This window comes from Streptomyces sp. NPDC058773 (genome assembly GCF_042746015.1).
GTDB lineage: Bacteria > Actinomycetota > Actinomycetes > Streptomycetales > Streptomycetaceae > Streptomyces.
This window is the reverse complement of record NZ_JBHYPE010000021.1, coordinates 74,476-89,051: the sequence shown is the minus strand read 5'-3', so window position 1 is coordinate 89,051 and position 14,576 is coordinate 74,476. Positions and strand designations below refer to the sequence as shown.

7 protein-coding genes are annotated in these 14,576 nt (G+C 72.3%); 4 read left to right on the top strand and 3 right to left on the bottom strand.

Going from position 1 to position 14,576, the window contains the following annotated elements:
• Positions 1 to 292 precede the first annotated feature (292 nt).
• Positions 293 to 2,149 carry a glycoside hydrolase family 3 protein gene (locus tag ACFW5B_RS19840; protein ID WP_386440828.1) on the top strand — a complete coding sequence of 619 codons (1,857 nt, stop codon included), beginning with the start codon at positions 293 to 295 and terminating at the stop codon, positions 2,147 to 2,149.
• A 113-nt stretch (positions 2,150 to 2,262) separates the two neighbouring features.
• Here the strand turns inward: ACFW5B_RS19840 and ACFW5B_RS19835 are convergent, their stop codons facing one another.
• The 3 genes from ACFW5B_RS19835 to ACFW5B_RS19825 all read right to left on the bottom strand — a co-directional run bounded on the left by ACFW5B_RS19835 (position 2,263) and on the right by ACFW5B_RS19825 (position 10,762).
• Complete coding sequence (locus ACFW5B_RS19835; protein WP_386440825.1) at positions 2,263 to 3,681, bottom strand: S28 family serine protease; 1,419 nt, start codon at positions 3,679 to 3,681, stop codon at positions 2,263 to 2,265.
• A gap of 126 nt (positions 3,682 to 3,807) precedes the next feature.
• The gene (locus ACFW5B_RS19830) at positions 3,808 to 7,683 is read right to left on the bottom strand and encodes an ABC transporter ATP-binding protein (RefSeq protein WP_386440822.1); all 3,876 of its coding nucleotides are present in this window, start codon (positions 7,681 to 7,683) and stop codon (positions 3,808 to 3,810) included.
• A 172-nt stretch (positions 7,684 to 7,855) separates the two neighbouring features.
• Entirely contained in the window at positions 7,856 to 10,762 is a 2,907-nt protein-coding gene (locus ACFW5B_RS19825) for a discoidin domain-containing protein (protein WP_386440819.1), read from the bottom strand.
• Between the two features lie 255 nt (positions 10,763 to 11,017).
• Here ACFW5B_RS19825 and ACFW5B_RS19820 point away from each other — a divergent pair, with 255 nt between their 5' ends.
• The 3 genes from ACFW5B_RS19820 to ACFW5B_RS19810 are packed head-to-tail and all read left to right on the top strand — an operon-like array spanning position 11,018 to position 14,560.
• Entirely contained in the window at positions 11,018 to 11,812 is a 795-nt protein-coding gene (locus tag ACFW5B_RS19820; RefSeq protein WP_386440816.1) for an ATP-binding cassette domain-containing protein, read from the top strand.
• Complete coding sequence (locus tag ACFW5B_RS19815) at positions 11,784 to 13,862, top strand: YhgE/Pip family protein (protein WP_386440813.1); 2,079 nt, start codon at positions 11,784 to 11,786, stop codon at positions 13,860 to 13,862. Before ACFW5B_RS19820 ends, ACFW5B_RS19815 begins: the two co-directional genes overlap by 29 nt.
• Complete coding sequence (locus ACFW5B_RS19810) at positions 13,859 to 14,560, top strand: TetR/AcrR family transcriptional regulator (RefSeq protein WP_386440810.1); 702 nt, start codon at positions 13,859 to 13,861, stop codon at positions 14,558 to 14,560. Before ACFW5B_RS19815 ends, ACFW5B_RS19810 begins: the two co-directional genes overlap by 4 nt.
• The last annotated feature ends 16 nt before the right edge of the window (positions 14,561 to 14,576 follow it).

Genomic DNA, 14,576 nt, shown 5'->3' with positions numbered 1-14,576 from the left:
CCACATGCCGGCACCCACGGCCCCGCGCACCTCCGCCGCCCCATCCCGCACACGGCAGTCGCCCCGCCACCCCGCGTGCCTCCACCGGCCCACCCCGAGAACCGCCATCGCCCCGCACCCTCGCCCCCCGCCGCTCCGTCATCCGGCTCCCCCATCACACATCCCCGCCCGCCCCGCAATAGGGGAGCGCCACCGTGGGCGGAGTCATTGACCGACAATAGTTTTCCGGCTATCCGTGTTTCCTTGGAAGTTTCCTTCAATGAGCCGAGGAAGCCCTCCGGAAGGAGCGCAGATGCACTCCAGACGTACCGTCCTGACCACCGCGGCCGCCGCGGTTGCCGCTGCTGCGGGTGCGGGTGCCGGTCCCGCGCACGGCACGGTCCCCGCCATCGGACACCAGCCCGTCGACTCCGCCCCGTCCGACTCCGCCCCGTCCGAGGCCACCCGGGCCCGGCTGCGCCGCCTCATCTCCCGTATGACTCCGGAGGAAAAGGTCGGCCAGCTCTTCGTCATGCGGGTCTACGGGCACTCCGCCACCGACCCCGATCCGGCCGATGCGGCCGCGAACCAGAAGGAGATCGGGGTCGCCAACGCCGCCGAGCTGATCGCCAGGTACCACGTCGGCGGCATCATCTACTTCGGCTGGGCACACAACACCCGTGACCCGCATCAGATCGCCGATCTCTCCAACGGCATCCAGAAGGCGGCCGCCGCGCAGCGCCTCCCCGTCCCGGTGCTGATCTCCACGGACCAGGAACACGGCATAGTGGCCCGCGTCGGCGCACCCGCGACGCTCTTCCCCGGGGCGATGGCGCTCGGTGCGGGCGGCTCCCGCGACGATGCCCGTACGGCGGCCCGGATCGCCGGCGAGGAGCTGTTCGCCATGGGCATCCGGCAGGACTACGCGCCGGACGCCGATGTCAATGTCAACCCCGCCAACCCGGTCATCGGCGTGCGTTCCTTCGGCGCGGATCCGCAGGCCGTGGCCCGTATGGTCGCCGCCGAGGTGAAGGGCTATCAGGGCGCCGGGATCGCCTCCTGCGCCAAGCACTTCCCCGGGCACGGCGACACCGACACCGACAGCCACGTCGGGCTGCCGTACATCCACCACAGCGCGGAGGAGTGGGAGCGGCTGGACGCGCCGCCCTTCCGGGCCGCGATCGCCGCCGGGATCGATTCGATCATGACGGCGCACATCGTCGTGCCCGCCTTCGACCCGAGCGAGGACCCGGCCACCCTCTCCCGCCCGATCCTCACCGGCATCCTGCGCGAACGCCTCGGCTACGACGGTGTGGTGGTGACGGACTCCCTCGGGATGGAGGGCGTCCGGGTGAAGTACGGCGACGCCCGGGTGCCGGTGCTCGCCCTCAAGGCCGGGGTCGACCAGCTGCTGAACCCGCCGGATCTCGCCGTCGCGTACGGCGCGGTGCTCACCGCGCTCAAGGACGGCGAGCTGACCGAGCGGGACCTCGATGCGAAGCTGCTGCGCATCCTGCTGCTCAAGGAACGGCGCGGGCTCTTCAGGAACCCGTACACCACCCGGCAGGCCGTGAACCGGACGGTCGGCACCCCCGCGCACCTCGCCGCGGCCGACCGGATCGCGGACCGCACCACCACGCTGCTGCGCAACGACACCGGCGTCCTGCCGCTGTCCCGGCGCCGGGAGCGGCGGGTGCTGGTGGTGGGTGTGGACGCGGCGGCACCGTCCGGGACCGGGGGTCCGCCCACCACGGTGCTGGCGCGGGCCCTCACCGAGCTGGGCTTCACGGCCACCGCCCTGTCCACGGGCCTGACGCCGACCCAGCAGCGGATCGACGAGGCGGTGGCGGCGCTCGGCGAGCGGGACGCGGTGGTGGTGGCGACCTATAACGTGACCGCGGGCTCGGCCCAGCGGAAGCTGGTCGCTGCGCTGCTCGCCACGGGCAAGCCGGTGGTGCAGCTGGCGGTGCGCAATCCGTATGACATCGCCCAGCTGGACGGTGTCCGGGCGGCGCTGGCGAGCTACTCGTGGACGGATGTGGAGCTGCGGGCGGCGGCCCGGGTGATCGCCGGCCGGCAGGACCCGGCGGGCAGACTGCCCGTCCCGATAATGCGCGCCGACGCCCCGACCCGCGCGCTCTACCGGATCGGCCACGGGCTGACGTACTGAGCGGCGGACGGCCACGGCGCGCTCCCCCTTGTCCTCGGGGAGCGCGCCCTCCGGTCCGTCACCGCACAGCCACAGCCGCGGGGCACTACCGCGCCCCCAGCCGCCCTGTGAGGTCAGGGACGCAGCAGCGGCATCCGCCGGACCTCCTGCTTGTCCAGCTTCTTGTTGTCCGGGGCCAGCGGGGTGGCCTTGCCGTCCGGGGCGCGGACTCCGGCCCAGTCGAGGAGCTCGGCGGTGGCCTTGGTGCGGTCGGCGTCCTTCAGCTTCGCGATGTTCGAGCCGTGGTTGCCGCCGGGCACGGTGAAGACATAGGAGTCCCGGGCGCCCTTGCCGAGCTCGAAGTGTTCCGAACTCCACGGGTCGTACTCGCCGTTGACGAACATCATCCGCTGTGCGTGGTGGCGCACCCAGCGGTCGACGTCGGGCATCGCACGCCGGTCGAAGCGCATCGGGATGTCCTTCGGCACGAACGACCGGGAGTTGTTGATGCCGGGGTACTTCAGCAGACCGGACAGCTGCGGGTAGCCGTAGCCGGGCTCACCCAGCTGGGTGCCCGCCTGGTAGTAGTACGGCGTGTACGGCTCCATGCCCTGGTCGGTGTAGCTGTCGAAGCCGCCGACCTTGTCCATCCACTTCCACAGCTCGTCGGTGGAGACGGTCGGCTCGGGGACCTCGTCGCAGGCGGTCTCGGCCGGCTGGTACTGCCAGAAGCCGAACACCAGGTCCGTCACCATGACTTCGTAGGCCCGGTCCGCGTTGCCGACCTTGGTGAAGGTCTGCTTCTCCTTGTCGGCCCACTTCTGGAAGCGCTTGACCATCTCGCCGCGGCGGATCAGGGCCTCGCGCTCGATGGCGGTGAGGGCGGTGCGGCACTTCGCGGTGCCGACGGTGCGGAAGAAGCGGTCGTACGCCGAGTCCTCGTCGTTGCGTACGTCGTTGGGCGCGACGTAGGCGACGGTGCCGTCCATGTCGTTCGGGAAGAAACGGCGGTAGTAGGTGGCGGTCATGCCGCCCTTGCTGCCGCCGGTGTCGATCCAGTTCTTGCCGTAGATGCGGTGCAGCGCCCGGAAGATGCGGTGCTGGTCATTGGCGGCCTGCCGGATGTCCAGCTTCTTCCAGTCGGTGGGCGTGGGCCGCGACGGGGTGAAGTACCGGTATTCCATCGACACTTGATTGCCGTCGATGATCTTGGTGGGTTCGCTCCGGGACGGCGTGGTGTTCACGTTGTACCCGGAGGTGAAGAACACGGTCGGCCGGTCCACCGACTTGTGCAGCAGGGTCAGTCGCTGCTGGAAGGTCCCCTTCGAGGGGTGCCGGTGGTCAATCGGCTGGGTGTAGTTCAGAACGAAGTAGCGGTAGCCGTCTACCGGCTTCTCCTCGATGAGGCTCATTCCCGGGATCGCGAGGATCCGGTCCTTGATGTCCTCGGTCTTCGGCTCGGCGGCGGTCGCCGCTCCTGCCGACGCACTGCCGGCTCCCGCCGTGCCTATGAGCACCGCGAGCGACAGCAGCCATCTGGTGGCCTTGCGCATGCACCCTCCCCTTGGGATAGCAAAGGTCGGGCTGAACCTATCGGCGCGACGGGGGTCCCACCAGCCCTTGGCGCCGTTCGGCGGATCGGGCCGTCCCCCGGCCTGCCCCGGCCCCCGTCGTCCCCCTCAGGCCGCCAGTTCCTCTTCCTCGCCCGTGAAGGTGCGCCACAGTTCCGCGTAGCGGCCGCCGTGGGTCAGGAGCTGGGCGTGGCTGCCGTCCTCGACTATGCGGCCCTGGTCGAGGACGACCACCCGGTCCGCGCGGGCCGCGGTGGTGAGCCGGTGCGCGACGACGAGGGTGGTACGGCGTCCGACGAGGCGGTCGGTGGCCTGGTTGACGACCGCTTCGGTGGCCAGGTCCAGGGACGCGGTGGCCTCGTCGAGCAACAGCACGTCCGGGTCGACGAGTTCGGCGCGGGCCAGGGCCAGCAGCTGGCGCTGGCCGGCCGAGAGGTTGCGGCCGCGCTCGGCGACCTCGTGGAGGTAGCCGCCGTCGAGGGTGGCGATCATCGCGTGCGCGCCGACGGCCCGCGCGGCGGCCTCCACCTCGGCGTCGGTGGCGTCCGGGCGGCCGTAGGCGATGGCGTCGCGGACCGTACCGGCGAAGAGGTAGGACTCCTGGGGGACCACGCCGAGGCGGCGGCGGTAGCCGGTCAGGTCCAGTTCACGCAGGTCGGTGCCGTCGACCCGGACGGCGCCCGAGGACGGGTCGTAGTACCGCGCGACCAGCTTGACCAGGGTGGACTTGCCGGCGCCGGTCTCGCCGACGAACGCCACGGTCTGGCCGGCCGGGATGGTCAGCGCGACACCGGCCAGCGCCGGCTCGTCGCCCCCGCCGTAGTGGAAGTGCACATCGTCGAAGGTGATGGTGCCGCGCAGCGCGGGCACCGCGCGGGGCCGCTCGACGGCCGGGGTGGTGGTCGGCTCGCGCAGCAGCTCCTGTATCCGGCCGAGCGAGACGGACGCCTGCTGGTAGCCGTCGAAGACCTGGGAGAGCTGCTGGACGGGCGCGAAGAACAGGTCGATGTAGAGCAGGTAGGCGACCAGCGCACCGGCGGTGAGGGTCCCGGAGCCGACCCGGCCGGCGCCGACGATCAGCACCAGCGCGGCCGCCACCGACGACAGCAGCTGCACGAAGGGGAAGTAGACGGATATCAGGAACTGGCCGCGGACCCGGGCCTGGCGGTAGGCGTCGCTGCGGGCGGCGAACCGCTCCGCGCCCCGCCGCTCGCGCCGGAACGCCTGGACGATCCGCAGTCCGGCCACGCTCTCCTGGAGGTCGCCGTTGACCACGCTGATCCGCTCGCGGGCCAGCTCGTAGGCCTTGACGCTCTGCTTGCGGAAGAAGTACGTGCCGATGATCAGCGGCGGGAGGGTGGCGAAGACGACCAGGGCCAGCTGGACGTCGATGGCCAGCAGCGCGACGAGGATGCCGAAGAAGGTCAGCATCGAGACCAGGGCGGTGACCAGGCCGGTCTGCAGGAACGTGGACAGGGCGTCCACGTCGGTGGTCATCCTGGTCATGATCTTGCCGGTCAGCTCCCGCTCGTAGTAGTCGAGCCCGAGGCGCTGGAGCTGCGCGAAGATCTTGAGGCGGAGGGAGTAGAGAATCCGCTCGCCGATGCGTCCGGTCATGCGGTTGCCGCCGACCTGCGCGGCCCACTGGGCCAGGACCACGACCAGGGCGAGGGCGGTGGCCGTCCAGACGCCGATCAGCGCGCCGCGGCGGACACCCTCGTCGATGCCCTGCCGGATCATCACCGGCAGCATCAGTCCGGCCAGCGCGTCCACGGCGACCAGGGCCAGCGCGAAGGCCAGCGGCCCTCCGAAGCCGTGCAGCAGCCGGCGCAGGCCGTAGGAGCGCTCGGGGCGGACCGCCTGCTCCTCGTCGACGTCCGGGGTGTCGGTGGCGGGCGGCAGGGCGGCGACCCGCTCGAGGAGTTCGGGGGTGGCCGGGAGTCCGGCCATCGCGGCGCCGATGCCGGGTCCGGCCGCGACGGCCGCGCGGGCCGCCATCCCGGCGCCGCCCGCCTCGGCCTCCTGCTCCCTGCGGACCCAGAGTTCGGGGGTGATGGTGCCGTCGGCGCCGTCCCGCGCCCCGTCGGGCGCGTCGGCGTCCGCTGCCGGGTCCCCGTCGGCCGTGAACTCGCCGTCGTAGCTCAGCGCACCGGCCGGGTCGCGCTCGACGCCGCCCAGCTCCTCCGGGTCGGTCAGCAGCCGGCGGTAGAGCGGGCAGCGTTCCTCCAGCTCCTCCTGGGTGCCGAGGTCGACCAGCCGCCCGCCGTCGAGGACGGCGACCCGGTCGGCGAGCGCGAGGGTGGAGGCGCGGTGCGCGATCAGCAGGGTCGTACGGCCCGCCATCACGCCGCGCAGCGCCTCGTGGATCTCGTGCTCGACCCGGGCGTCGACCGCCGAGGTCGCGTCGTCCAGGACCAGCAGCCGGGGGTCGGTGAGGATGGCGCGGGCCAGGGCGACGCGCTGGCGCTGGCCGCCGGACAGGGTCAGTCCCTGCTCGCCGACCTTGGTGTCATAGCCCTCGGGAAGCTCGGATATGAAGCCGTCGGCCTGGGCGGCGCGGGCCGCGGCGTGCACCTGGGCGTCGGTGGCGTCCGGATGGCCGTAGGCGATGTTGTCGCGGACGGAGTCGGAGAACAGGAAGCTGCTCTCGGGGACCAGGCCGATGGCGGCCCGCAGCGACTCCAGGGTCAGATCGCGTACGTCGTGGCCGCCGACCAGGACCCGGCCGGCGGTGACGTCGTAGAAGCGCGGCAGCAGCAGCGAGACCGTGGACTTGCCGCTGCCGGACGTGCCGACCACGGCGACGGTCTCACCGGCCTCGATGCGCAGGGAGAAGCCGTCCAGGACGGGGCGGACCGGGCGGGCGGCGGGCGGGGCGTCCCGGTCGGGGTCCGCGCCCTCGGACAGCGGTGCGTACCCGAAGGTCACGTCGTCGAACTCGACGGTGGCCGGGGCGTCGGCGGGCAGCTCGTGGGCGTCCGGCCGCTCGGCGATCGAGGGCTCGGTGTCGATCAGCTCGTAGACCCGCTCCACGCCGGCCCGTGCCTGCTGGCCGACGGTCAGCATCATCGCCAGCATCCGGACCGGTCCGACCAGCTGCGCCAGGTAGGTGGAGAAGGCGACGAAGGTGCCGAGGGTGACCTGTCCCCGGGTGGCCATCCAGCCGCCGAGGGCCAGCATCGCGACCTGGCCGAGCGCGGGGACGGCCTGGAGGGCGGGGGTGTAGCGGGCGTTGAGCCGGACCGTGCGCAGCCGCCCGGCGAACAGCCGGCGGCTGACCTCGCGCAGCTTCCCGGTCTCCTGCTCCTCCTGCCCGAAGCCCTTGACGACCCGGACGCCGGCGACCGCGCCGTCCACGACACCGGCCACCGCGGCCGCCTGTCCCTGGGCGTACCAGGTGGCGGGGAAGAGGCGGGCGCGGCTGCGCTGGGCGATGAACCACAGGGCGGGGGCGACGGCCAGCGCGATGACCGTGAGCAGCGGCGACAGCACCGCCATCACGGCCAGCGAGATCGCGAAGAGCAGGACGTTCCCGATCATCATCGGGAGCATGAACAGCAGGCTCTGGATCAGCTGGAGGTCGCTGGTGGCGCGGCCGACGACCTGGCCGGTGCTCAGCTCGTCCTGCCGCCGGCCGTCGAGCCGGGCGATGGAGGCGAACATCCGGGTGCGGAGGTCGTGCTGGAGGTCGAGGGCGAGCCGGCCGCCGTAGAAGCGGCGGACGTAGGTGAGGACGTAGACCGCCAGCGCGGCCACGACCAGCAGGGCGGCCCACGGGGCGAGGGCGCGCTCGTGCCGGATGATGACGTCGTCGATGATCAGCTTCGGGACCAGCGGGACCAGGGCCAGCACGGCCATCCCGGCGAGCGAGGAGCCGAGGGCCAGCAGCACGTCCTTGCGGTACTGCCAGCAGTCGCGGGTCAGCCGCCGCGCCCAGCCCACTCGTTCCCTGTCCGTGCCCGCCACCCGGTGCCTCCCGCCCATCGACACTGTTCGAGGGCGGCAACACCGCGCGGGGCGGATTTCATCCCGCTGTCACGAACTTCTGTGCGCATCCGGCCCCGGTACGGCGGACGGCCCCGTTCCGGATGGTCCGGTACGGGGCCGTCGCTCAGAGGGCGTCCTTCAGGGGCCGTCCCTCAGGGGGCGCGCCGAACTACTTCCCCCGCCCCGCGGACACGTCCTCCGCCCGCTCCACGGTCAGCTCCGCGATGCCCGGATGCGGCTCGGGCTTGCCGTCGGCCGACCGGGCCGTGTCGCCGGTCACCGTGACCCGTACGTACCGGGCCGGGGTGCGGCCCGCGTAGCCGGTGCCCGTCCAGTGCCTGCCGTCCAGGGAGACCTGGACGTTGTAGGACGTGGGGCGGGTCCCGTTCCAGTGCGGGGTGATCTGGCCGACGCGGGTGGTCCGGCCGAGGTCGACGGTGAGGGTGCCGGTGGCCGCGTCGGGCACCCAGGCCGTGGTGGCGTTGCCGTCCACCGCGGCGCCCGCGTAGAGACCGGGCTCCTCCGAGGTCGCGGTGGCCGTGGTGCACCGGGCCGCGTTCGACGTGGCCGCCAGGTCCGGGCGCCGGGTCTTGAGGACGGCGGGCACGCCCCGGCTGACGATCTTCTCGCCCTCGGGTGACTCGATCCGCATCGGCGCCCCCGCGGTCAGCCGCACCGTGGTCTGGTGCGCGCCGATCGCGACGTCGTAGGTCCGCCCCTGCCAGTGCAGACCGCGCAGGGTGACGCCGTCGGAGAGCTGCGGCGGCAGCATCGGGGCGAGCCGGACCCGGTCCTCGCGCAGCCGCAGGCCGGTCAGCCCGTGGGTGAAGGTCTGCAGGAAGCCGCCCTTACCGGTGAGGAAGTCCTGCGCGGGCTTGCCGGCGTGCGGGTCGCTCGCGCCGGCCTTCTCGCCGCGCGCCTCGGAGAACTGGGCGAACGGCCCGCGGACGAACGGCTTGATGGACCGCAGCAGGTAGGTGTACGTGGAGCAGCCGGGCTCGCCGATGCCGGCGGCGTCGATGGCGTGCACCGAGTCCGTCATGGCCGGGCCGTCCGGGTCGGTGTGCCCGGCGTAGAAGTCCAGCGTGCGGGCGGCCTGTTCCTGCGACATCGGCCATTCCAGCGGGTACATCAGCAGCACGGTGTCGGCCTGCTTGATGGTCGTGCCCTGGTAGCCGGCGTACTGCTCGAAGATCTTCTTCTTGCTGTCGTAGGGGATGCGCAGCTTGTCGGCGATGGTCTTCCAGGAGGCCGGGGCCTTCTCGCCGAGAATCGCGGCGACGCGGCCGGCGTGCCGCAGCGCGGTGGCGGCCCCGGCGTTGGTGAACACCGCGTCGTTGACGCCGTTGCTGTACTCGTCCGGTCCGGCGACGTTCTTGACCGAGTAACTGCCGTCCGCGTTACGGGTCGCCTTGGAGGCCCAGAATTCGGCGATGCCCTTGAGGACCGGCCAGCCGCGGGACCGGAGCCAGGCGGTGTCCTTGGTGGCGAGGTAGTACTGCCAGGCGGCCAGGGAGACGTCGCCCATCAGGTGGTTCTGGGTCTTGCAGTGCGGCGGGTCCCAGCTGTGGCACTCGGTCCACAGATCGCCCTTGCTGCCGCTGGTCCAGGAGTAGAAAAGCCCCTGGTAGCCGAGCTTGCGGGCGTTGGCGGCGGCCCCGGCCCGGGTCTTGTAGCGGTAGTCGACGATCGACCTGGCCAGTGCGGGGTGGGTGGCCAGCAGGCCCGGGTACATCCAGGTCTCGGCGTCCCAGAAGATCTCGCCCGCGTAGTTGTCGCTGGTCAGGCCGGTGGGGCCGATGCTGTTGCGGTTGCCGGCGCGAGTGTTGGCCAGCAGTCCGTACTGCGCCGAGCGGACCCAGGTCTGGAGGTCGCGGCGGCCCTTGACCTCGATGTCGCTGCGCCACAGCCGCTGCCAGGCGGCGGTGTGCCGGGCGAACAGGGCGTCCCAGCCGCGGCCGGCGGCCCGGCGCGAGGCGGCGCCGGCGGCGGCGCGCGGGGTGCGGGAGGTGAGTGCGGTGTCCACGCCGACGTACTTGGTCAGCTCGTACGAGCGGCCGTCGCGGACCGGGAAGGACACCTGCTGCCGGTTGCTCAGCTTGTCCGTTCCCGCCGCCGGGCGGGGCCCGTTGGTGCGTACGCCGGGTCCGGTGCGCAGAGTGGAGGCCACCGCGCCGTCGGTCTTCGTCCCGTCCGTGCGGAACCCGACGTCCATGGTGCGGCCGGTCTCCCCGCCGCTCTCCTTGCCGCGGGCTTCCTTGCCGCCGGGCTCCTTGCCGCCCGTTTCGGCGCCGCCCGTTTCGTCGCCCTTGGTGGCGGCCCCGTCCGTGGACGGTGTCACCCGGCGGGCGCCGCGGCCGTCGAGGCCGTCGGTGACCGTGGCCGTGCCGCTCCAGTGGGGCGTCATCCGCAGGCGTACGGCGCCGGTGTGGGCGTCGGTGCGGTCGGCGAGCACGTCGTAGACCAGATCGGTGCGGCGGCCGTCGGCGGCGGTCCAGGTCAGCGACGTACGGACGAAGCCGCAGCGCAGGGAGAGCGTCTGGCGGTAGTGCGAGATCCGGCCGGGCGCGGTGGCGGAGGAGAAGGTGTCGGGGTGGGCGCCGCCGGTGGCGACGTCGAAGGTGGTCCAGGTGGGGATCGCGGCGATGGCCTGCCGGCCCTTGAGGTTCCGCGGCCCCTTGGCGTAGAGCCCGGAGACGAACGAGCCGTCGTACTCGGGGGTCTTCAGCGGCCAGCCGGTCGTGCCGCCGGGGGCCGCGTAGCCGGTGCCGTTGGGCGGCACCCGCTGTCCGAGGTAGCCGTTGCCGACGAAGGCGTGATGGCTGTCCTTGGGGTCGATTCCGGTGGCGGTGGCGGTCCAGCCGTCGTCGCCGTTGCCCTGCGGGCAGGGCCCCGGTGCGGAGTTGACCGGTCCGTCGCCGCCGGTGGGCGCCGAGGCGGAGGCCGACACGGGGGCGAGGACCGCGATCAGGGCGGTGGTGAGCAGCGGGGCGACCAGCTTGCGGGAGCGCGGCGCCACGGGGCGGGGCGAGCGCTGCGGCGGCCGGTCCACGGGGTGCTGAGCCGAAGATTGCATGGTTCTCCGTCATCTGTGCGCGGTCCGCACCGCTCTCCGCGGCACGGACTCACCATGAACATCATCAGGCCCCCGCCTGCCCTGCACCCTAGGGCGGCTCCCCCGTTCGGGTCACGGGATCGACGGCGCCGAACTACGGACCGTTTCCGCCTGGGCGCCCACCCTGCCCGGCGCCGGGACCCCGATTGGCCAAGAGCACCCTCCGTACGGCACACTTTTAGACTGACCAGTCAGATCAAAAGGGGAGGGGTGTCGGTGAACACCACCCGCCAGGGGGCGGCGGTCGACGCCAGGGGAATCGGAGTGGAGGGCCCACGGGGATGGGCCTTCCGGGGCGTCGGCATCACTGCGGAACCGGGCTCGCTGATCGCGGTCCAGGGCCCCTCCGGCTCCGGCCGGACCTGTCTGCTGCTGGCCCTCACCGGCCGGATGCGGATCACCGAGGGCGAGGCGACGGTCGCCGGACTCCCGCTGCCCAAGCGGATGGGGACGGTCCGCGGCCGTACCGCCCTGGCGCACGTACCCGGCGTCGCGGACCTCGAACCCGCCCTCACCGTCGGCGAACACCTCAGGGAACAGGCCCTGTTGGGCCACCGCCTGAAGGGCTCGCTCCCCTGGGGCAGGCGCCACAAGGAGGCCACCCGGGCCCGGGTCGACGCCGCCCTCGCGGCCGCCCGGCTCGACCCCGGCACCCTCGCCAAGGGCCTGCGGACGACCGTGCGCGATCTGGAGCGGATCGAGGCGCTGCGACTCTCGGTGGCACTCGGGCTGATGCACGGCCCGCAGCTGCTGGCCGTCGACGACGTGGACCTCAAGCTCTCCGACGCCGAACGCACCGAGGCCTGGGGGCTGTTGCGGGACCTCACCCGGGAAGGCCTCACCGTCGTGGCCGCCGGCGACGGCGCACCGGCGGACGCGCTGACCGTCAGCACCGCACGGACGGACACCGCGGCCGCCGCCCCCACTCCCGCCCCGGCCCCCGCCGAGGACGGCACCGACACCACCGAGGAGGAGGCAGCGCATGCGTTCGCCGAAGCTGGCCGCGCTTGAGCTCAGGCGCTTCAGCAGGGGCAAGCTGCCCCGGCTGGGCCTGGTGGCCCTGACGCTGATCCCCCTGCTCTACGGAGCCCTGTACCTCTGCTCGTTCTGGGACCCGTACAGCCGCCTGGACAAGATCCCGGTGGCCCTCGTCAACGACGACCGGGGTGCCACCACCGGTGGCAAGGAGATCCACGCGGGTGACGACCTGGCCGAGAACCTCAAGGACAGCAAGAAGTTCCACTGGGAGGACGTCAGCTCCGCCGACGCCGCCAAGGGCGTCGAGAACGGCACGTACTACCTCTCGCTGACCGTCCCCAGGGACTTCAGCGAGCGGATCGCCTCCAGCTCCGGGAAGACCCCGCAGACCGGCGCGCTCCAGGTCCGGACGAACGACGCCAACAACTACGTCGTCGGCTCGATCTCCAAGACGGTGTTCTCCGAGGTCCGCGCCAAGACCTCGGCCACCTCGTCGCGGGCCATGCTCGACAAGATCTTCATCTCCTTCTCCGATCTGCACGACAAGACGGCACAGGCGGCGGACGGCGCCGGGAAGCTCGACGACGGCCTCGGCACCGCCAAGGACAAGACCGGCGAACTGGCCAACGGGCTCGGCAAGCTGGACAAGGGCGCCGACAAGATCAGCAAGGGCGCGGCGGAGGCCGCCACGAAGGCCCGGCAGCTGAGCCTGGGCGCGCGCCAGGTCTCCGACGGCACCCAGCAGCTCGCCGACAAGGTCCACGGCATCGCCAGGAGGGACCTGCCCTACCTCCGCGAGCACGGCAAGGACATCGGCCGCAAGGCACAGATCGTCGCCGACCTCACCGAGCAGCTCGACGAGGACCTCGGCAGGCTGCCGGGCGACTCCGCCAAGGCCGCCCGCCAGGCACGGGAGAACGCCGACAACGCCGCGGAGCTTTACCAGAGCCGCTGCAAGGGCCTCGTCGACACCGACCCCGACTGCCCCGAGCTGAAGGCGCTCGCCGACGGCACCGCCCTCGCCGCCGACGCCGCGGAGAAGGTCAACGACACCGTCGCGCACACCGACTTCGGGCAGCTGCGCAGCAAGGTGCGGGAGCTGCACCACGGTGCCGCGATGGTCGCCGAGCAGGCACCGGGCATCGCGAACCGGGCGGACAAGGCGATCGGCCAGATCAACCAGCTCAACGCCGGGGCCCACAAGGTCTCCCAGGGCGCCGGGCTGTTCGCCGACGGCATCGGCACCCTCGCCGACGGCGCCGGCAAGCTGCACAGCGGGCTGACCGTCGCCAAGGACGGCGCCGACAAGCTCACCGGCGGCCTCTTCAAGCTCAAGGACGGCAGCAACCAGCTGGCCGACGGGCTGCACAGCGGTGTCTCCAAGATCCCCGACTACAACAAGAAGGACCGGGACACCCGCACCGAGGTGATGGCCGACCCGGTCGAGCTGGCCTCCAAGTCGATGCACAAGGCGCCCAACTACGGCACCGGCCTGGCGCCGTACTTCATCCCGCTCTCCCTCTGGGTCGGCGCGATGGTCGCCTTCATGCTGCTCCAGCCGCTGGGCAAGCGCGCCCTGGCCGCGGGCGCCCCGGGCTGGCGGATCGCCCTCGGCTCCTATCTGCCGGCCTACGCGATCGGCGTCGTCCAGGTGCTGGCGCTGATGGCCGTGCTCCACTGGGGCCTCGGCCTGGAGATGGCCCGTACGGCCGGCACCGTCGGCTTCCTGCTGCTGGCCACGGCCTGCTTCACCGCCATCATCCAGCTGCTGGGCGCGTTCTTCGGACCGGCCGGCCGGGTGCTGACCCTGGTCGTCCTGATGCTCCAGCTGACCTCGGCGGGCGGCACCTACCCGGTGCAGACCAGCCCCGGTTTCTTCGCCGCCATCCACCCGTTCCTGCCGATGAGTTACGTGGTCGACGGCCTGCGCCGGCTGATCACCGGCGGTGACCTCGCCATCGTGCAGCAGGGCTGTGCGGTCCTGGCGGTCTTCACCGTCGGCGCGCTGGCCCTGACCGCCCTCGCGGCGCGCAGCCGGCAGGTCGTCCGGATGAAGGACCTGCATCCGGAACTCAGCCTGTGAACGTCCCCACGGGCCGAAGGGGCGGTGCCGGCGACGGCACCGCCCCCGGGGCCGTCCCCGCCCCGCGGCGCACCACGACGCGCCGCCGCCTCTTCGACGCCGCCGTCACCCTCATCGCGGAACAGGGCTTCTCCGCCACCACCGTCGACGAGATCGCCGACCGCGCCGGCGTCGCCAAGGGCACCGTCTACTACAACTTCGCGAGCAAGAACGTCCTCTACGAGGAGCTGCTGCGGGACGGCATCGATCTGCTCGCCGACTCCCTGCGCCGGGCCGCCGACGCCACCGCCGCCCGCGGCGGCACCCGGGTCGACGCCCTGGACGCGATGATCCGGTCCGGCCTGGACTTCATCGCCTGCTCCCCCGCCCTCATCCAGCTCTACGTCGCCGAACTCTGGCGCACCAACCGCACCTGGCGCGACACCCTCACCTCGGTGCGCGGCCGGGCCCAGTCCGTCGTCGAGGACGTCCTCCGGGACGCCGTACGGACCGGCGAACTCTCCGGCGAACTCGACATCCCGCTCACCGCCTCCGCCCTCCTCGGCATGGTCCTGGTGGCCGCCCTGGACTGGCAGTCCTTCCAGCCGGACCGCTCGGTCGAGGACGTCCACGCCGCCCTGTCCCGCCTCCTTCAGGGACGCGTGGGAGCGGGCGGCGGGCAGGGCCGGGCGGAGGGCGCGGAGACGTCTCAGGGCTGAGCCTTGAGCGCTGAGC

Coding starts and splice junctions, on each gene's coding strand:
- ACFW5B_RS19840 (WP_386440828.1), top strand. CDS start 293: ATGCACTCCAGACGTACCGTCCTGACCACCGCGGCCGCCGCGGTTGCC.
- ACFW5B_RS19835 (WP_386440825.1), bottom strand. CDS start 3,681: ATGCGCAAGGCCACCAGATGGCTGCTGTCGCTCGCGGTGCTCATAGGC.
- ACFW5B_RS19830 (WP_386440822.1), bottom strand. CDS start 7,683: ATGGGCGGGAGGCACCGGGTGGCGGGCACGGACAGGGAACGAGTGGGC.
- ACFW5B_RS19825 (WP_386440819.1), bottom strand. CDS start 10,762: ATGCAATCTTCGGCTCAGCACCCCGTGGACCGGCCGCCGCAGCGCTCG.
- ACFW5B_RS19815 (WP_386440813.1), top strand. CDS start 11,784: ATGCGTTCGCCGAAGCTGGCCGCGCTTGAGCTCAGGCGCTTCAGCAGG.